This is a genomic window from Yersinia alsatica (assembly GCF_025133195.1).
Taxonomy (GTDB): domain Bacteria; phylum Pseudomonadota; class Gammaproteobacteria; order Enterobacterales; family Enterobacteriaceae; genus Yersinia; species Yersinia alsatica.
Genome location: NZ_CP104006.1, coordinates 3,772,802 through 3,792,759 on the forward strand (window position 1 = coordinate 3,772,802; position 19,958 = coordinate 3,792,759).

Consider the following 19,958-nt stretch of genomic DNA (forward strand, 5'->3'; position numbering starts at 1 on the left):
TTCACTTACCAAATCAATGAATCTTACAATGTTGCTCTTTACGCACCACTTACCTCAACCAGATGACGATAGCACCAACTTCTGTTTTTGGCACAAAGGCGCTCGCAGAAAAAGGATTCGCGCAAACGAGCAACAAAGAGATTGCCAAAAAAGCCAGTGTTGACCTAGCCGCGATCAACTATCACTTTGGTGGTCGCGACGGGTTATATCTCGCTGTTCTGACGCTTGCTCATCACCATTACCTGGATGGAGATCAACTTGCCCAACTGGCTGCATCAGAGCTATCCGCAGAAGATAAATTAGGCACTTTCTTAGAAACGTTTCTGGCAAAACTGAGCAACCCAGATGACTGGCACGGAAGAGTGTTTGCGCGTGAGATGCTGTCTCCTTCTGCGCAACTCTCGGATTTTATTAATGTTGAAGGCACAAAAAAGATTCAGTCGGTAAGACAGATCGTCGGTGAAGCCGCTGGACTTTCAGAAGATGATCCCCGCCTGCTCCCCTGCATGCTGAGTGTAGTTGCACCGTGCATGATGCTGATGGTGGCGGGTAATCGTATACCTGGACCGGTACAGGAAATCGTCGCGATGCAAACGAAAGCGCTGACAGCGCATTTTAAACTTTTTTCTCTTGCCGGATTAAAGGCTATACGTGAAAACAACCTTAGCTGAGTGGATCAGCTGCAGTTGATCGCGATGGGGTTGGTTGGAAGTGATAGCATCATTTCAGCAGGCCGTGAGTAACAGTGTAGCACTGACAATCGCCAGATATTTCGGTAAGAGAGTGTTCATCTATGCATCCCAGTTGCCTTTGTTTTGAAAAAGAAGTATCGACAGCACGTGACAATTATTTAACTGGCAAACGTTATTCACGCGGATAACTCTACTCCACACTATTGATACATCATGAGGTTAGAAACGTCTGCCTATGGCACCAAGTCGCCGAAGGAAAGGCAGAAGGGTCAGCTATGAGCGAAGTATAGTCATTCGCACCCTGAGAATTACACTTTGAAGTGATTCAGGGTATGCGCTTACTGGTTACGAATATTGAGCGAGAATCATGCGATGATCGCCGCTTTTCTTTCGAGCCAGTAGGTGCTCCACGTTCGCTAACGAATACTCAGGGCATGCAGATAAACTGCTGGCTATATTTCTTTCGAAGAGCGTGGAATGCATACCAATCCCCGATGAAAAGGAGTTGGTGATGACTGCGACTAATCAATTTGCTGCGCACGTTGGTCTGGACTGGGCAGATAAAAAACACGATGTCTGTGTTCAGTTTAAAAACGGTGAACGCGTATTCCATGTGATTGAACATACAGCAGAAGCGCTTGATGTCTGGCTTACCGAGTTACACCAGAAGGTAAAAGGCAGGATCGCTATCGCCGTTGAGTTGAAGAAAGGCCCCGTGGTGTATGCTCTTCAGAAATATCCGTTTATCACCGTTTTCCCCGTCCACGCTTTGTCCCTGGCTCGTTACCGGCAAGCCTTCTCGCCCAGCGGCGCTAAAGATGATCCGCAGGATGCCGAGCTGGCATTAGAGTTAATGCTGCGTTACCCCCAGAAGATAAAAGCTATTGAACCCGACAATGCGGATATTCGCTTACTTCAGCAACTGGTTGAGCAACGTCGTCAGTTGGTTGAAGATAAACGCCGTTTTGTGAACCGGATAATCAACACGCTTAAACAGTATTATCCTCAGCCACTGGAGTGGTTCTCACATCGGGGTAGCTTACTGTTGTGTGAGCTGATTATCCGGTGGCCCAGTCTGCAACAACTGAAACGAGCCAGGCGCGACACGATCCGCAACTTTCTGAATGCCAAAGGTGGCCGCGCAATAGCCCTTACCGAGCAGCGTGTTGCGAGTATTGATAACGCGATCCCATTGACGACAGACCCGAGTGTTATAGAGGCTAATGCTTTGATGGCAACAGCACTGGCGACACAAATTAAAGTCGTGAGTGAAATCATCAAAACCTATGACGAACGAATCGAAGCGCTGTTTGACACATTGCCAGATGCGGGGCTGTTCAAATCACTTCCGGGCATGGGGCCGTGTATGGGCCCACGGATGCTTGCTGCACTTGGTGATAACCGTGACCGGTTTAACAGCGCTGAAGAAATTCAAAACTACGCAGGTATTGCACCGGTGACAGAACGAAGTGGCCAGAAATCCTGGGTTCACTGGCGATGGCAGTGTGCCAAGTTCGTCAGGCAGACCTTTGTTGAATGGGCTGCCAAGACGGTTATCTCATCATACTGGGCCAAGCTGTATTATCAGGGACTGCGAGAAAAAGGAAAATCTCACCAGTCTGCAATCCGGGCTCTTGCCTTCAAATGGATAAGGATCATTTACCGCTGCTGGAAGACCAGAACCCCGTACGATGAAGCGAAGTATTTGCTGGCTCTCGAAGCGCGACACTCACCCTTACTGAAGCCATAAAAAGCTTGTCGAATGTCTCAGGGCGTGAAGCGGACGTTCTGTGTTTAGATGCCCATTGCGCCAACAGGACTCTTTGTGGCTATTCAATGCTGCCTTTTGGTGCGAAGGATATATTACTCAATTTCTGATGCATGAAATCAATGAGCGCTCTTGTTTTAGCGGGCAAGTAACGCCGATCTGAATAAAGTGCGAACAGTTGCAATGGGGCTACCGATTGTTCAAACTCAATCTCGATTAACCGTCCATCGTTAAGGTAGGGTTGGCAGGCTTGTTTCGATAGAATGGCAAAACCGACACCTGATACCGCCGCTCGTCCAGCCATCTCTCCGCTGTTTACCCGATAATGGCCTTTAACCTTAATAGTCTCGAATCCCCCCTTTTTATTAACAAACTGCCAGGGAGCACCTTTAAGTGCACTTACCGTTGTAATACAGGGTAATTCTTCAAATTGCTGTATACGAGACGGGGTGCCATAACGCTGAATGATGGAGGGGGCTGCAACGATGGTGCAAGGGATAGTCACCAGATGACGGGCTATGTAGTCACTGTCATCCATCTGACCACGGCTAACAATGATAGCTAAATCCAGATCATCTCGCAGGGATTCAAAACCAGACAAATTTGTGACGCAGCTTATCTCCAAGTCAGGGTGCTGACAGGCGAAATCGGCAACCACAGAACCCAGCAATGCAGGACCTATTTCATTGGGAATACAGATACGTAATGGGCCCTTGAATTGCATTTGCCGCAATGTTAATTCTGTTTCAGTTTGCTCAAGCGCCTCCAGTAATGGCTTCGCTCGGGTATAGAGTAGGTGCCCCGCCTGAGTGAGTTTCATATGTCGGGTGCTGCGCTCAATGAGCTGAAGGTTCAGTTTGTCTTCTAACTGAGAAATACTACGGCTCACATTCGATGTCGGCATTTCGAGGGCTTTCGATGCCCCAACAAAACTTTCTCTTTCAACTACAGCAATGAACACTTTCAGGGCATTAAAATCAAGAGCCGGACGCATCAACTATCCCATAAATGATAATAATAAGTGCCATTTTTACCATCTAATGAACAGCATTGATAGCGGTTAAACTCGGATATCTTTCATCCATAGGTCGCTTGCTATGTCATTGGTCATAACAACGTTTAATCATAAAGCCCTCATACGGATAGCCATTGTAATGGCTTTTATCCAGTTCACTAATGCGCTGGAATATATGATGTTCAACCCAATTTTTGCTTATATGGCAGCGGATTTCGCAGTTCCCGTGTCATTCTCAGGCTATGTCTCCGGTATGTACACATCTGGGGCAGTCATATCGGGAATTGTCGCCTTTTACTGGATTGGTAGTTTCAATAAGAAACGTTTCTTAATCGCCAATATGGCACTACTAGGCCTACTGACACTGTTGACTACATTTACCTCCAGCTTTAGTTTTCTGCTTACATTACGATTCAGTGCAGGATTAGTTGGAGGTACAACAATGGGGGTGGGGATCAGTATATTGATAAACTACGCACCGACTAACTTGCGCGGAAAAATATTGGCGACCGTGATTGCGTCATTTTCGATGGTAAGTATTGTAGGAATGCCCACTATATTATTTTTGTGTACACATTATGGCTGGCATGTCGCTTTGTGGTTAATCAGTGCTTTGTGTTTGTTGTCATTGCCACTGATTATCTCCATCATCCCTCAAGACCCAATATCTTTCGCCTCACTCCACGCGCTGCCTCTCGATGTGGATACTTTACTGTTTGCTTCAGGTAATGCGCTAGTACAGTTTAGTCCAATGCTGGTCATTCCTATTCTGGTACCATTAATGACACAGCAACTGGGTGCTTCTCAAGACCTGTTGCCTTGGCTGTTCTTCGGCGGGGGTGTTACAGGGTACCTGTCTACAAAAATGACAGGCGCGTTAACATCCCGTTTTTCTGCTTTGATTCTGGCTACAGGTTCAACCATAGTTTTTATACTGAGTTTGCTAATACCAATGCTGGGCTATCAGCATGCGGCGTTATTTATTACTTTATTTCTCGGTGCATCTTACAGTCGTTTGGTTTCATCTTCGGCGGTTACGATTCAGTTTCCTGATGATAGTCAACGAGCGGGATTCTCTTCATTACAGACATCAATAATGTATCTGATTACAACCGTTGCATTTTTCCTGTCCGCTTTTCTATTACCTGATCATGGCATGGCACCACTTGATGTGAACATGTTGCTGGCGGTATGTGCAATTTCCGCATCAGGGTTCCCAATTATCATTATAATTCTGCAAAAGAAACTGGCTAAACGTACGATCCAGTCTGATCACCTCATCATTGATTAGTATAACGTCCGCCTCTACCACCAAGCTAACTTTCAGAGCGGGAGTAGCCCAGTTTCTGGATTACCGCCCTAACTGTAGGAATAATCACTCCTTACAGCGAGAGCGATATCTTCGATTAATTTTGGCCTAACGTCACCTAGATGATGATGTGAAGAGTTCTGCTTTAATGAGCGTTTCTGCACCTTTCCGCAAAAAGCTGCGGCAAGTGATAGATTGCTACTTTACCCAATCAAGTGACGCAATTGTGTTAAGTCATTCTTTTAGGATAGCAACATCACTGGCCTCATCTCTAGTTTTAAGCCATCATATTACCCAAGCACAAACAGATAACAATGTACTACAAGCTTCCAATAGCGCGCTCGCTAGTCGCACGATTTAGCTTGATTCCGATACTTTATGATTATTTAAGGACTCGATGTGAGCGATTATGATGTCTTCCCCGAACAGCGGCAGTCTATTATCCATCAGATGCTGACTGAAACAGGTCGGGTTGTCTGCGCGGATGCGGCTCGCAAACTTGGCGTTTCGGAACACACCATACGTCGGGATTTGCAGGAACTGGCCAGAAAAGGCTTATGTAAAAAAGTCTATGGCGGGGCTGTCAGTCAACTAAAACAGTCGGCCAGTTTCGATACTCGCATGTCACAAAACGTGCACGAGAAATCACAACTGGCGCAAAAGTGTGCCCAGTTGATAAGACCAGATACGTGCCTTTTCATTGATGCGGGTTCTACCTACCTGGCCATGGTGGAGTTCATCCCTGATGACCTGGAACTGACTATCGTCACAAACTCCCCGCAAATTGCGGCGGCGGCTTGTGGGCGAACAAAAGGTGAGCTGATCCTGCTTGGCGGGAAGGTCAATGCACTAACAGGTAGTACACTTGGCTCAGAACCGGTTAACCAAATCCGGGGCATGGTTTTCGATCAGACATTTATTGGCGTCTGTGGGCTTGACCCTCAAGCCGGGCTGAGTGCGGTTTACTATGAAGATGCCTGCTTTAAAAAAGAAGTGCTGGCGCAAAGTAATGAAGTCATCGCCGCAGCCACAGAAGACAAAATCTCACAGGTGGCAAGATATAAAGTCGCGACTTGTGAAGATATTGATATTGCGGTGGTGATCAAAGGGGCGAAGATTCAGAATTTCTCCGGTGTCAGCATGCATATTGAATTTGCGGAATAAGCCGTTGTATTTCGTTGCCATCATGCTTCAAGAAGGCATGCTTAATTCTGCCTTCTTGAACACAAATTTACTGACGAAATAGCTCTTGCTACCGAGTCCGATTAGGATTGCAGTGATATCAATCTGCAAATGGTTTTTTGCACCGCACTCTCGTCATTTGTCCCCGTAATGTAATTGGCAGCAGCTTTTGTCTCTTCAAATGCATTTCGCATAGCAAAGCTATACTCCGCTTCGGCCAACAATTCGATATCGTTATAACCATCACCAAAGGCCATGGTTTCATGCGGGCCAACTTGCAGAAGTTCTTGAAGTTTCTGTACCGTCGTTCCTTTATGCACGCCATAATCCGCAATGTCGATCCAGGAAGCTTCCGATACAACGATGTAAACATCATTGTCAAAAGGAACTAAGCCCAAACGTGTCTCAGGACAATTGCCTTCTTCATCATAGACGGTGATTTTGACGAAATCACTTTGCAGGGAACCCAGATCCTCAACCTGCGTAAGATTAGTATAAGAATTCCTGATTTTATCTTTCAGTCGCGTGGGAACACTGGCAGAGATGACCGCCCCTTCTGGGGTGCAGGCGATGACCACATGGTGCGGATTGATTTCTTGCAGCCGGTTAATAATGCGCAGACCTAGCTCATTGCAGATCAAAGACTGAAATATATATTCACCGTTATATTTAATCCGGGTGGCGCTATCACCCACAATCCAGATATCTCGGCTGAATTCGCCAAATAACTCTTCAACTCTTTCACACTGCTTCCCTGTGCAGGCTGCAAACTGAACGCCTTTTTCGGCCATCAGCATTCTGACGTTGGCAAATAATTCTCTATCATAGTCTCCCTGACTATTCAGGAAAGTGCCATCAAGGTCTGTGATAATTAGCTTTATCATTCTGTCACCGTGAACATGGTTAGGTTAATGTTCTACTACCGTTACCAGAGGCATGATGACCAGAAGATTCGACAAATGGTCAAGCCATGCTCGATATTGCATCATTGTGCAATATGATGATAATTCTGTCGACAAAAAGTGCCGAAAAAATTCTCAAAAACCTTAAATTAACATTTAATCAATTGGTTATAGCTAGCAATCATTAGATCTCGCCTCAAACATTGCACGATCGAGCACAAAAAAGCATAATTACTGTCCGATTATCGACCTCTGAAGGATTTCACATGAGTGCTTCCTTGCCCAATGCAGACTTTTTGCATGAACTCGCTGATATTGCCGCAACCAGAACGCTGCAAAGTTATTTAAGTCCAAAGCTGATTGATATTGATACCAAAGTTAAAGAGGGATTTCGTTTTGATCCGGTGACCAATGTCGATCGTGAAACCGAGCTATTACTCAGAGGCATTATTAGCGAGCGCTACCCTGACCACGCCATCATGGGCGAGGAGTTTGGCCGCACAGGTGAGTCTGAGTACCAATGGGTAATCGACCCCATTGACGGCACGCGGCCATTTCTCTGTGGACTGCCGGTCTGGGGATGTTTGATTGGATTATTGCACAATGGCAAAGCAGTCATGGGAATGATGAGCCAACCTTATACCGGCGATAAATTCTGGTCTGATGGCCAAATCTCTCGGTTTTCAGGGCGACTGGGTGACACTCGCATGGCAACCAGAAGAAATATTCCACTGGAACAGGCAATCCTCCATACCACATCGCCAGAATCGGTAAACCTGTATCAGGGTAATAATTTTGATTTACTTCAGAAGAAAGTACTGATGACTCGGTATGGCGGGGAGTGCTATGCCATGGCAATGTTAGCTGCGGGTAATATTGATATATGTGTCGAATATTCACTGCAACCCTACGATATTGTTGCCTTTATTCCTATTATTGAGCATGCCGGTGGTGTGGTGACCACGATCAATGGCAAAAGAGCGGAAAAAGGCGGGGCTATTGTCGCCAGTGCTAATCCGACATTACATCAAGAAGTACTTAACATCCTAAATAGCGGAAAACCATGATTATGGCGGCATAGGGATTAAATACCAAACCCCCTTCCCGATATTTTTATTTTATATCTGTAGCAGCGCTAATGCCTTGTTGTTAACTATATTCAGTATCATCAAGCGGAGGTTTAGGAATGAAAGTTGCTCATATTGCGTTATGGACTTCTGATCTGGAAAAGCAGGCTATTTTCTGGCGAGATTTCTTCGGCGGTATAGCGAATGAAAAATATAGCAGTACAAATAACCCGGGTTTTGAATCCTATTTTATTCAATTAGACCAAGGGCCAACTATTGAGTTGATGACAAAACCGGGCCTCGAAAAACAACCACAAACCAATAATATGTGCGGCTGGGCGCATCTGGCTATCTCAGTAGGAAGTCAAGAAGCAGTAGATAAACTGGCGTTAATTGCCAAAGAAAAAGGAATTTTAGTCGGAGCACCGAGATTTACCGGCGATGGCTATTATGAAGCTGTCATCGAAGATCCGGATGGCAACCTAATAGAAATCGTATCTTAATTATTAATATTAAGAAACTCAGCGGCTTTCTAGCTTTTAGCGCTCACGTCGGTCAAAAAAACGCGAGCGCTCTGTTTATCGTCTCAAATCACTATAGCCCGCGTTTCTCCATCAGTACCGCAAGATCAACCAGACGGTTAGAGAACCCCCACTCGTTGTCATACCATGCCAGGATCTTAACCAAGTTACCGCCAATCACTAAAGTTGAAAGTCCATCAATAATCGATGACCGAGGGTCACCTTTGTAGTCGCTCGACACCAAAGGTTCGTCGCTGTAACCCAAAATTCCCTTGAGAGGACCAGATTCTGCCGCCTTACGGAAGGCGGCATTCACTTCATCCGCAGTGACTTCGCGTTTCAGCGTCACGGTTAAGTCCACGATAGAAACCACCGGAACCGGGACTCGCAGTGAATAACCGGTCAAACGACCATCCAATTCTGGGATAACTTTACCGAGCGCTTTGGCCGCCCCACTGGAATAAGGAACAATCGAGAGCGCCGCAGCTCGAGCACCGCGTAAATCTTTTTCAGGTTGGTCGTGTAAAGCCTGACTATTAGTGTAGGCATGGGTCGTATTCATCAGACCATATTCAATGCCGAAAGCTTGATGAAGAACCTGAGCTGCAGGAGCCAGGCCGTTGGTGGTGCAGCTGCCGTTACTGACGACTTTGTGAATGGCGGGATCGTACTTATCGTGGTTAACGCCCATCACGAGGGTAATATCGTCGTTCTTGCCGGGCGCGGAGATAATAACTCGCTTCGCTCCTCCTTTGGTGATGTGTACTTCAGCTTTAGCTTTATCGGTAAAGAAGCCGGTGGCTTCGATGACCACGTCAACCCCCACGCTTTTCCATGGGATCGCGCCTGGGTCTCTTTCTGAGAAAACATGAATAGGCTTGCCATCAAGTAGCAATTGGTTTTCACCGGCTTCAACACTGGCGGCTAATGTTCCTGATAGGGAATCATATTTTAGGAGATGCGCCAAGGTTTTGCTGTCGGTCAAATCGTTGATCGCCACCACCTCAAAGTCATTGCGACCTAACGCCGCACGCAAAACATTTCGTCCGATCCTACCGAATCCATTGATGCCTACTTTGACCATGATCTACTCCTTAGTTATTTGCTCTGCTTTAAATCTAGCCTGAGAAATAAATGGCGTAAATGACATTAATAGATCAATTTACGCCAACTTACGAGAATGAAAACGGGCACGATACTCAGTCGGGGTGAGTTGCAGATTCCTTTCGAAAACTCGCCGTAGGTTAAGGCTATTACCGAAACCCGTGGTGGTGGCGATTTGCTCAATACTTTCCGAACTCTGTTCCAGATACTGTCTGGCCATGTGCAGGCGAGCATCTTCTACGAATTTGGCAGGAGAAATACCCGTCTCGCGGGTGAACACCCGGGTAAAGTTACGCGGGCTCATGGCAACTCGTTCTGCAAGTTTCTCAACGGAAAGGTCACAGGCGAGGTTTTCAAGAATCCATGACTGGAGATCGCTAATGGGGCCAAGTGTTTTGGCCTGATTCAAAGGATAGCGGCTGAACTGAGTCTGTCCACCGGGTCGACGAAGAAACATCACCAGGTCTTGCGCCACATCACGCGCCTGAGTAAAACCGTAGTCCTCTTCAACCAGCGCCAGAGTGAGGTCAAAACCGGAGCTGACACCACCAGAGCTCCAGACTGAGCCATCTTGAACATAAAGTGGCCCACTTTCGACTTTCACTTTAGGGAAGCGAGATTGCAAAGTATCCAGCAATCGCCAGTGTGTGGTCGCCCGCCGCCCATCCAGTAAGCCCGCCTCTGCCAACACCAAAGCACCGCCACAAACGGATGCAACACGCTGTGCATGGGGGGCAGCACGGCGAATCCAATCGGCAATATACGAACTTTCTGCATCGGTCGCCCCTCTGCCCGTGACCATGATCGTGTCACGCGGCTGCTCTGGGTCGAGATCGGCGAGGCGATGGTCGGCTAACAGATTGAGCCCTGACAACCCATGCACCACTCGGTGAGATTGTGTCGTGGCGATTGCCACCTGATAAAGTGGAGCATCAGTAGACCCCAAGCGGCTGGCCTGCATCAGGATGTCGGCGATTCCCGCCGCTTCAAATAACATGCCCCCATCGGGGACGATAATCAGAAATGTATGCATGTCCTTAAAATACAAAATGAACAAAACAAGTCAAGCACAATCAACTTGCACCCAGCATGCTATCCCCCCTTACACTTTGCTCGGTTTTATATAGAGCTCAGCGGAATTAGCAATTATCACGAATGGCGCAAATAACAACCAATAAAGGAAATATCCTACATTGATCTGGCTCCTTATCTTATATCCCACCCTATATTCATCCTGTATTTTGAGACAGAATCGCCACATTAATAATTAAAATGATAATCACTTGCATTAATGAGGGAGTATTAATACTCACAGCGTTACTTTTTATGATTATTATTGAAACATTCAAATAACATATTAGAAACAATAAGCATTAAATAAAAATGACTTTCATTAATTAATATTAACTTAACACCAGGTCGCAACCTTATATGGCAAAACGTCAAGCAGTGAGGTTCATATTCCGTCAAACATGCTATTTCGCCGCTCTTTCAGGCTTCATTCTGAATGGGCCATATTCTTTTTCTGAAATAAATCATAGCACTGACATTGCTATTTATTCTGTACCTCAAGTTTCATCCTGTAATACCAGTAGTTTCTTGGAAGACGAACATAAAGTTACCAATATGTAAAATAAAGAACTAAATAATTAAAAAAATGAATTTTACCATTTAGTTAAATTCAATGACGCTAAATAAATAACTTTATTGATTGCGCCATAGATCTATCAACATCAGTAAGGAATTTTAATATGGCACATCAGAGGCACTATTTTAGTTTTCCGCCAAAATCACCAGTAAGAAATACATTATCGTTACTGATCTCCATCGCTATTCTAGCAAATACTGGCGTGTCTAATGTACATGCTGCCACTAATGAATGGCTTGGCACCCTTTCGTCCGAATGGAGTAATACGAATAACTGGAGTCTTGCTACTTTACCTGACAGTAATACTAATGTTCTGGTTGATAACGGCAATCTGTTATTAGACATAAACGGCGAAAGTTGGAGTTTGGCAATGGGGGTCTCTTCAGGGAGCGACGCCTCAATCACGGTTAATAATGGCAATGAATGGACTCTCGGTAAACCCTTATCCGGCTCCAGTGCCAATGGATTTAAACAATATATTGGCGATCAGGGAAAAGCCACGCTGACGATTGAAGATGGCGGCAAAGTCTTGTATGCCGCTAACTCACCGACAGTTTTAGGTAATCAAGTCGGTTCTGATGGTGAAGTGATTGTCAGTGGTACCGGCTCGCTCTGGAGCAGTGTTTATCTTGATGCTTCCCACGCCAGTAATCAGACCAACGTACAAATCGGTAACTACGGAACCGGTAAACTCTCAGTACTCGATGGCGCGAGCGTCGTCACCCCGAGAGGGATTTCTCTGGCTCAACAAGAGGGTTCTTCCGGCTCTGTTTTAGTCAGCGGCGCGGGCTCAAGCATGCTATTGGGCAACAGTTCGTTAGGTGATACCGGTTGGGCCGGGATATTTATGTTGGCTGGCGCAGCCGATGTGACTGTCGAAAATGGCGGCGAGTTAACATTATATGGCGGAGTCTATTTTGGCCGTGGGAAAAATGGTGCGGCACAAAACCTCACTATCAGCGGTGCGGGTTCAACCATCACCAGCTACGGCGATATTAATAATGTCGAAAGCGGCATTATTCGAATTGAAGACGGCGCTAAATTATATTCACTACATACTCCGGGAACCGGCTTTGCCGCTCAAGGACAGGGGGTAATCGGCAGAGGTGGCGGCAGTAATATCGGTGATGCCTATGCCTATGTTACAGGCAACAACTCTTTATGGCATATGGATCAGGATGCCATTGTCGGTTATTTGGCTAATGGCCATTTAATTATCTCTGACGGCGCTAGCGTTGAAAATGATCGCGGCCGTATTGCGTTAAAAGCCGGTTATACCGGCACAGTCGCAGTAAGTGATGTCGGTTCCGTATGGAATAACAGTGGTGATGTCACTGTCGGCAGTGCTGGCGATGGAGCGCTCACTGTTTCTAATGGTGGCGTGGTGAATGTTGGTAATAGTTTGTTAATTGCTGAGCTTGCCGGTTCAACTGGCGCACTAAATTTCGGCTCAGCTGAAAATCAGGCAGCAACAGCAACCGGGACAATAAATGCCAATCAGATTAGTTTTGGTGCCGGAGAGGGGCGCGTGGTATTTAACCACACCGATACTAATTACCAATTTGACCATTTATTGAGTGGCACAGGTACTGTCGTTGCTGATAATGGCATGACGCAATTTAGTAATCATCAAACTTATGCTGGTCAGACTGAAGTCCATAACGGCGGCATATTAAAAGCTGGCGTTAATAATGCCTTTAGCGCCAATTCAAGCTACAACATCAGCAGCGGCGGCATATTAGATTTAGCTGGCTATCAGCAAACTATTGGTACGACGACCAATGCTGGCTTCATCAAATTTCATACCACTGAAGTTACCGGCGCACAGGCGAATAATCTGCTAACTATTAATGGAGACCTGCATTCCAATGGCGGAGAAATTATCTTTAACACCGTATTAGGTGATGATAATTCCGCTACCGATAAATTAGTGGTAAACGGCAATACTTCAGGGACGACATGGGTGAGTGTACTCAATGCCGGTGGCAGCGGGGCTGCAACCTTAAACGGTATTGAGTTGGTGCGAGTTAACGGCAGTTCTGACGGCGTATTTGTTAATTACGGTCGTATTGTTGCCGGCGCATTTGATTACTCTCTGGTGCGCGGCTTAGATGCTAATGTCAGCAATTGGTATTTGATCAGTACCATTTACTCAGATCCCGAACCTGAGCCAGAGCCAATTGGAGTGCGAACCCCAGACCCATCAGTCATGATTGAACGGCCTGAAGCCAGCTCTTACAGCGCCAACCTGGCTGCGGCCAACAATATGTTTGTCACTCGCCTGCATGACCGTCTGGGGGAAACCCAATACATCGATGCTCTGACTGGCGAGCAAAAAGTGACCAGCATGTGGTTGCGCAGTGAAGGGGGCCACAACCGTTCGCGCGATGCACAAGATCAGTTAGGCACGCAATCGAACCGCTATGTGGTGCAGTTGGGCGGCGATATTGCGCAGTGGAGTCATAATGATTTGGACCGCCTGCACTTAGGTGTGATGGCCGGTTACGGCAACAGTAAGAGTAAAACCGAGTCGCGGATTTCCGGCTATAGCGCGCGTGCAGCTATCGATGGCTATAGTTTGGGCATGTACGGCACTTTGTATGCCAATGAAGTCGATAAATCAGGTTTATATGTAGATAGTTGGGCGCAATACAGCTGGTTTAATAACAGTGTTGACGGCCAGTACTTGAATACCGAAGAGTATAAATCCAAAGGGGTTACCGCATCAATCGAGAGCGGATATACCTTTAAAATCGGTGAAAACCCGGCTAAAAACGCCACTTACTTTATTCAACCCAAAGCGCAAGTCACCTGGATGGGCGTGAAAGCAGATGACCATCAAGAAGCTAACGGCACCCGCGTTTCTGGTGTTGGCGAGGGTAATATCCAAACCCGTTTAGGGGTGAAAGCCTTTATGAATGGTTTCCATGAAAGTGATAAAGGCAAAGACCGAGTATTCCAACCCTTTATTGAGGCTAACTGGCTCCACAATACCAAGGACTTTGGTACGCAAATGGATGGTATTACCGTGAAACAAGCTGGAGCTCGCAATATTGGCGAACTGAAAACCGGGGTGGAAGGCCAAATTAATAAGCAGCTGAATGTTTGGGGGAATGTAAGTCAACAAATAGGTGGCAAAGGTTACAGTGATACCGCCGTAATGTTAGGGGTTAAATATAACTTCTAGCTTCACCATAGCAAGCCCGTTCCTGCCAATGTCACACTCAGGAACGGGTCTGCGGAAAGTCTCAGGCGACTACGAATTAATGGCTTTCTTAGCATCCAGCGCACTGTGAATAGCGGCTTCTAATTCGTTGGCTTCAAATTTTGCCACGTACGCATCGGCCCCAACTTTGCGCACATGATCTTCATTGGCACTGCCAGATAACGAAGAGTGAATAATAACCGGAATATTCTTCAAGAACTCATCGCGCTTAATATTCAATGTGAGTGTGAAACCATCCATTTCTGGCATTTCCAAATCGGTTAACACAAAGGCGATTTTATCCGAAATAGGTCGGCCTTCGGCTCTCGCTTCATCCGCTATCTTTCTGATTTTATTCCAAGCCTCTAGGCCGGTGATATGCATCACGGCTGGAATATCCATCATCTTCATTGCTTGTTCCAGCATTGAACGGGCAACTTTCGAATCTTCGGCCACAATGGCCACTGCGCCCGGTTTCAGATCAAACGCTTTGCTCTTCTCGCTGTCTATTTTGACATCGCGGTTAGCTGGAATAATGTCATATAAAATCTGCTCAACATCCAAAACCAGTGCCAGCCGGTTACTGGCTTTATCATTGTCGAGGCGAGCAATGCTGGTGATATTGCGGCTCTTCACCCCCGCGTCAGCTGCCAGTACCTGACTCCACTCAAGGCGCACAATGTCATCCACCGATTCCACCGCAAATGCTTGAGTGCTGCGGGCATATTCCGTCACCAGCAAAATATTTAATCCGGTTTTAGGCACACAACCGACAATGGCCGGAAGGTCAATCACAGGAATGATTTCTCCGCGAATATTCGCCATACCCATCATTGGTGATGCCATGCCCGCAGCCTTGGTTAGCGGCGGCATCGGGACTATTTCGCGTAATTTAAAGACGTTAATACCATACAACTCAGATTGTTGTTCTTCTTGGGATTCCCCCAGACGGAACAGCAACAGTTCAAATCTGTTTGACGAGGTGAGATTGGTTCTCTCCTCAATCTCTTTTTGAAAATTATCCATACTTTCCCCAGTGCAAATAATGATTGATGTGCAGTAATAAGGCGATATCAGCCAGTCGGAAAATAAGGAATAACATTCTGCTCAATGGCAATTAATGCTTCACCCTTTCAATCGGGAACAGAAAAGTCCAATACTCTTGAAATCTTCTCGTCCCACGTCTTCCCATTGCCTTTTCTCGTTCTCACGATGGAGTCACTACTCTCTATATCGGCAATCGGTGAGAAATGATTAATAATTCAGCTTAAGCAGCAGAGAAAATTTTTAGCGTTGGGGCTTTCCTGCAAACATCCGCTCACTGAGGAAATCAATAAACACCCGCAATTTGGGGGTAATAAAGCGCCCAGAGGGCCACACTACATGTAAATCCACCCTACGCTTTACTGCGTCATTGAGTATCACCCGCAGCTTGCCATCCGCCAGCGCACTGCCGAGAGAAAAATCAGGCAGACAGGCGATACCCAGCCCCCGTAGAGCAAAACACAACCGCGTTTCGATGTTATTGCACACCATTGAAATAGGTATCCGTAAATCAGACTCATTGGGTAACGGCCAGGTTTCTAATTTGCCACTATTGGGAAAGCGGTAATGTAGGCAGATATGATGCGCCAAATCAGTGGGGTACAGCGGCTCGCCATGCTGCTCTAGATAGGCGGGAGAGGCTACCAGCAGCATGACAGATTGCCCCAATTTGCGCGTCGATAAACGAGAATCTGTCAGCTCGCCGGTACGGACCACCGCATCAAACCCCTCCTCCACGACATCAACTATCCGATCGCTAAAATCAAGATCCAGCTCAATATCTGGGTACGCGAGCATAAAATCAGCCAAAACGGGCAGTAGCAATGTGCTCACTAATGGCAAGCTCACCCGCAACCTACCGCGAGGCTTATCAGTCAGTTGCGACATTTCAAGTTCGGCGGCTTCGACTTCAGCCAAAATCCGCCGACTGCGTTCTAGAAAAAGTGCGCCCTCGGAGGTCAAGGTGATACTGCGCGTGCTGCGATGAAATAACCTGACACCCAAGCGAGTCTCAAGCCGGGCAATGCTCTTGCCCACCGCCGATGCAGAAACGCCCAATATACGCCCTGCGATCACAAAGCTGCGACTTTCGGCCACTTGCACAAAAACAGTCAGGCTACTCAAGCTATCCATCTTATCTCCTCATTGCGGATATTTTTGTCCGCTAATACAGGAAATCTACCCCACTTTATCCTGATTGCGTAGTTATCTATTGTTGCATTACCCATTAGAGCTACATCATATTTATCCAAATTAAGGAATCACCATGTCCGCTAGTTCGTCAACCGCTATACAGCCAGCAGATCTGGCAACCAGAATAAATACTGTGATTGATAGCGCACTCAGTGAACAACGGCTGGTCGGCGCGGTGGTCATGGTCGCCGTTAATGGTGAAATACCTTTCAGCCGGGCTGCCGGATGGGCTGACCGCGAAACTCAGCAACCCATGATGATCGACACGTTGTTCCGCCTCGCGTCTATCAGCAAGCCCATTGTATCCACTGCGGCCATGGCCCTTGTCGCACAAGGTAAACTGGAGCTTGATGGTGATATACGCCGCTGGCTACCTGATTTTCAACCTCAGCTAGCCGCTGGGGAATTAACAACCATAACAGTGCGGCAATTACTCAGCCACACTGCCGGTTTGGGCTATCGCTTTGTTGAAGCTGACGAAAATGGCCCCTATGCTCGCGCAGGTATTTCTGATGGCATGGATCAATCCGCCATCACGCTCAGTGAGAATGTGCGCCGACTGGCAGCTGAGCCACTCTACTATGCGCCGGGCACTTCATGGGCTTATTCATTAGCCATTGATGTATTAGGTGCGGTGATTGAAAAAATCTGTGACCAGCCATTGGACGAAGCGGTACGTTGCCTGGTCACTGGGCCGCTGCAGATGAATGATACCGCTTTTTTCACCTCTAATATCAACCGATTAGCCACCCCTTATGTCAGCGATTCCCCTGCCCCACATCCGCTACAGGAAGGTGAGTTGGTTGCTGTATTCCCCGATACCGTCGGTATTCAATTTTCGCCTGCCCGTGCACTCAATCGCCAGGCATTTCCTTCCGGTGGCGCCGGAATGGTGGGCAGCGCTGGCGATCTGTTGCGCTTGCTGGAAACACTGCGCCAAGGGGGTTCACCACTGCTTCCGGCCAATTTGGTCGATGAAATGGGCCGAGATCAAACTGAGGGTATGACGTTGCCAGACTCTCCCGGCCTAGGCTTTGGTCTGGGCTTTTCCGTGCTGCGTGACCCACTAGCAGCGGCTTCGCCGGAGTCGGTAGGCACTTGGCGTTGGGGTGGGGCTTATGGTCACTCATGGTTTGTCGATAGAAAACAAGGCATCAGTGTTGTCGCCTTAACCAATACCTTGTATGAAGGTATGTCTGGGCAATTCGTCAATGACCTACGTGATGCTGTTTACGGCGGTGGTGCCCAATGATCCGTGTTGAAGCTGCTGCTCGGCCTTTTCCTCTGGCGGCGCTGCTGGCGCTGGCCATGACCGGCTTTATTGCTATTATGACCGAGACATTGCCCGCCGGATTATTGCCACAAATTAGTCAGGGTTTGGCGGTCTCGCCAGCACTGGCGGGCCAATTGGTGACACTCTATGCCTTGGGTTCTTTACTGGCGGCGATCCCACTGATTGCCCTGACGCGCAGTTGGGGACGACGTAAAGTATTACTCAGCGCCATTGTTGGCTTTTTCTTATTCAATACTCTGACAGCCATTTCCCCTTGGTTTAGTTTAACCTTGCTGGCCCGCTTTATGGCCGGAGCCGCAGCAGGTCTGGCTTGGGGGCTAATCGCCGGTTATGCTCGGCGGATGGTGCAGCCACACCAACAAGGGCGCGCTATGGCGATTGCCATGACGGGAACCCCAACAGCACTGGCGCTGGGGGTGCCGCTGGGAGCATGGTTGGGCACGGTGCTCAGTTGGCGCAGTACATTTGCCATTATGTCGGGGTTAACCTTGTTGCTGATTATCTGGGTCATCGCCAAAGTTCCTGATTTCCCGGGGCAATCATCCCAACAGCAGCAACCGGTGCGCAAAGTATTTACAACACCGGGTGTCCGGCCCATTCTCTTGGTCATTGTATTGTGGATGCTAGCTCACAATATTCTTTACACCTACATTGCCCCTTTTATCGTCCCTGCCGGGTTGGGAAATCAGGTCGATAAGGTATTGTTAGTATTTGGAATTAGTGCACTCGCCGGCATAGGGTTTACCGGTCTGGTTGTGGACCGCTGGTTGCGTGGCGCAGTGTTACTCAGCCTCACTGCGTTTGCTGTAGCGGCGCTGGTTTTAGCTATCGTTGGGAACTCCCCGGCAGCGGTTTATAGCTGTATGGTGCTGTGGGGATTAAGTTTTGGCGGTGCGCCCACCTTACTGCAAACCGCCTCGGCGGACGCCGCAAAACAAGATGCTGATGTTGCACAATCAATGATTGTGGTGGCATGGAATCTGGCTATTGCCGGGGGCGGGATCACTGGCGGCTTGCTGTTACAAAGCGCCGGGGCGGTGAGCTTCCCATGGGCGGTACTGGGATTATTAATTATCGGATTAGCAATTGTCTGGCAAGCACAGCGACATGGATTCAAGCCGGGAGTTCGTACCGCGATGGGTTCAGCTAAGTGTTGAAATAATCCGATTTCTTACTATTCGGCGGAAGATTTCTTTATATCAACGCGGCCATAGAAAATAAGATTAATTAGCGTAAATAATTTTATCCGCATAGACGGCTTCAATCGCCTGTTTATGCGGGTTTTTCTTTTTATCCGTGACAATAATATCAATGTCATTGATGTTGCTTATTTTCATTAATCCACTTTGACCGAATTTACTGGTATCACACAGAATGACTTTCTGCCGCCCCATCGCCAACATTTTCTTGGCAATGCGCCCTTCATCCAGATTTTTCACCATCACACCAAAGTCACTGTCTATCCCACCCACCCCCACAAAGGAGAAGTCAGTGTGAATATCATTCATTTGTTCAATTGTCTGAATACCTAAATTAGCTTTATAAGTATGGTTATATTCACCGCCCAGAACATGCACGATTGCCATATTATTTTTACTTTTAATTTGGTCAGCAATTAATGAGGAGTTGGTAAAAACAGTGAATTTAACTAATGGCAAGAATGACGCAAAAATAAGCGTCGTGGTGCAAGAGTCAATAAATAAAGTATCGTTTTCTGTTACCAATGAGGCGGCATATTGACCAATCACCATTTTTTCCTGGCGATTTAAATCCATGCGCTGAGCAAAACTGCCCTCTTGTATATTTTGAACTTTTATCGCACCGCCATGGACTTTAGTGACCTCGCCGCTCTTTTCCAAATAGGAAAGATCTCTGCGGATCGTTTCAGACGTCACACCCAGTTCCTCGGAAAGACCAATAACAGAAACCTCACCAAGGCTATCCAGCTTTTCCAAAATAAACTGTTTACGTTTGATCTGATTCATAAGAATAGCGGCCCGACTGCGATGCATT

16 protein-coding genes are annotated in these 19,958 nt (G+C 47.2%); 9 read left to right on the forward strand and 7 right to left on the reverse strand.

Annotation, left to right across the window (positions count from 1 at the left end; all coding sequences use genetic code 11):
• Positions 1 to 62: 62 nt before the first annotated feature.
• The gene (locus N0H69_RS22205; protein ID WP_050151340.1) at positions 63 to 671 is read left to right on the forward strand and encodes a TetR/AcrR family transcriptional regulator; all 609 of its coding nucleotides are present in this window, start codon (positions 63 to 65) and stop codon (positions 669 to 671) included.
• 532 nt (positions 672 to 1,203) lie between these two features.
• Positions 1,204 to 2,442 (forward strand): IS110 family RNA-guided transposase, encoded by a 1,239-nt coding sequence (locus tag N0H69_RS16845; RefSeq protein ID WP_050151341.1) that lies wholly within the window; start codon positions 1,204 to 1,206, stop codon positions 2,440 to 2,442.
• A 79-nt stretch (positions 2,443 to 2,521) separates the two neighbouring features.
• On the opposite strand, the gene N0H69_RS16850 is transcribed toward N0H69_RS16845, so the two are convergent.
• Positions 2,522 to 3,454 (reverse strand): LysR family transcriptional regulator, encoded by a 933-nt coding sequence (locus tag N0H69_RS16850; RefSeq protein WP_050151342.1) that lies wholly within the window; start codon positions 3,452 to 3,454, stop codon positions 2,522 to 2,524.
• Positions 3,455 to 3,557: 103 nt separating this feature from the next.
• On the opposite strand from N0H69_RS16850, the gene N0H69_RS16855 reads away from it, so the two are divergent.
• Positions 3,558 to 4,766: an MFS transporter gene (locus tag N0H69_RS16855; RefSeq protein ID WP_050151343.1), complete on the forward strand. Its 1,209-nt coding sequence runs from the start codon at positions 3,558 to 3,560 to the stop codon at positions 4,764 to 4,766.
• Positions 4,767 to 5,183: 417 nt separating this feature from the next.
• Complete coding sequence (locus N0H69_RS16860; RefSeq protein ID WP_080987039.1) at positions 5,184 to 5,948, forward strand: DeoR/GlpR family DNA-binding transcription regulator; 765 nt, start codon at positions 5,184 to 5,186, stop codon at positions 5,946 to 5,948.
• Between the two features lie 101 nt (positions 5,949 to 6,049).
• Here N0H69_RS16860 and N0H69_RS16865 read toward each other — a convergent pair whose 3' ends face one another.
• A complete protein-coding gene (locus tag N0H69_RS16865) occupies positions 6,050 to 6,850 on the reverse strand; it encodes an HAD-IIB family hydrolase (protein WP_050151344.1) in 801 nt (266 codons plus the stop codon).
• 284 nt (positions 6,851 to 7,134) lie between these two features.
• Between N0H69_RS16865 and N0H69_RS16870 the strand changes: the two genes are divergently transcribed.
• Together N0H69_RS16870 and N0H69_RS16875 are read left to right on the forward strand one after the other, a co-directional pair.
• Entirely contained in the window at positions 7,135 to 7,935 is an 801-nt protein-coding gene (locus tag N0H69_RS16870; RefSeq protein ID WP_050151345.1) for an inositol monophosphatase family protein, read from the forward strand.
• Between the two features lie 119 nt (positions 7,936 to 8,054).
• The gene (locus N0H69_RS16875; protein ID WP_050106763.1) at positions 8,055 to 8,438 is read left to right on the forward strand and encodes a VOC family protein; all 384 of its coding nucleotides are present in this window, start codon (positions 8,055 to 8,057) and stop codon (positions 8,436 to 8,438) included.
• A gap of 91 nt (positions 8,439 to 8,529) precedes the next feature.
• Here the strand turns inward: N0H69_RS16875 and gap are convergent, their stop codons facing one another.
• Together gap and N0H69_RS16885 are read right to left on the reverse strand one after the other, a co-directional pair.
• Positions 8,530 to 9,540 (reverse strand): type I glyceraldehyde-3-phosphate dehydrogenase, encoded by a 1,011-nt coding sequence (gene gap / locus N0H69_RS16880; protein WP_050106764.1) that lies wholly within the window; start codon positions 9,538 to 9,540, stop codon positions 8,530 to 8,532.
• Positions 9,541 to 9,618: 78 nt separating this feature from the next.
• Entirely contained in the window at positions 9,619 to 10,593 is a 975-nt protein-coding gene (locus tag N0H69_RS16885) for a GlxA family transcriptional regulator (protein WP_050151346.1), read from the reverse strand.
• A gap of 718 nt (positions 10,594 to 11,311) precedes the next feature.
• Between N0H69_RS16885 and N0H69_RS16890 the strand changes: the two genes are divergently transcribed.
• Positions 11,312 to 14,395, forward strand: a complete 3,084-nt coding sequence (locus tag N0H69_RS16890) for an autotransporter outer membrane beta-barrel domain-containing protein (protein ID WP_050151347.1) — start codon at positions 11,312 to 11,314, stop codon at positions 14,393 to 14,395.
• A gap of 69 nt (positions 14,396 to 14,464) precedes the next feature.
• On the opposite strand, the gene N0H69_RS16895 is transcribed toward N0H69_RS16890, so the two are convergent.
• Together N0H69_RS16895 and N0H69_RS16900 are read right to left on the reverse strand one after the other, a co-directional pair.
• A complete protein-coding gene (locus N0H69_RS16895; RefSeq protein ID WP_050106767.1) occupies positions 14,465 to 15,439 on the reverse strand; it encodes a chemotaxis protein in 975 nt (324 codons plus the stop codon).
• A 261-nt stretch (positions 15,440 to 15,700) separates the two neighbouring features.
• Positions 15,701 to 16,591: a LysR family transcriptional regulator gene (locus N0H69_RS16900; RefSeq protein ID WP_050106768.1), complete on the reverse strand. Its 891-nt coding sequence runs from the start codon at positions 16,589 to 16,591 to the stop codon at positions 15,701 to 15,703.
• Positions 16,592 to 16,724: 133 nt separating this feature from the next.
• Between N0H69_RS16900 and N0H69_RS16905 the strand changes: the two genes are divergently transcribed.
• Together N0H69_RS16905 and N0H69_RS16910 are read left to right on the forward strand one after the other, a co-directional pair.
• The gene (locus tag N0H69_RS16905) at positions 16,725 to 17,903 is read left to right on the forward strand and encodes a serine hydrolase domain-containing protein (protein ID WP_050151348.1); all 1,179 of its coding nucleotides are present in this window, start codon (positions 16,725 to 16,727) and stop codon (positions 17,901 to 17,903) included.
• Complete coding sequence (locus tag N0H69_RS16910) at positions 17,900 to 19,102, forward strand: MFS transporter (RefSeq protein ID WP_050122237.1); 1,203 nt, start codon at positions 17,900 to 17,902, stop codon at positions 19,100 to 19,102. The genes N0H69_RS16905 and N0H69_RS16910 overlap by 4 nt, the downstream gene beginning before the upstream one ends.
• 66 nt (positions 19,103 to 19,168) lie before the next feature.
• Here N0H69_RS16910 and N0H69_RS16915 read toward each other — a convergent pair whose 3' ends face one another.
• On the reverse strand, positions 19,169 to 19,930 hold the full coding sequence (locus N0H69_RS16915) for a DeoR/GlpR family DNA-binding transcription regulator (RefSeq protein WP_050106876.1): 762 nt from the start codon (positions 19,928 to 19,930) through the stop codon (positions 19,169 to 19,171).
• Between the last annotated feature and the right edge of the window lie 28 nt (positions 19,931 to 19,958).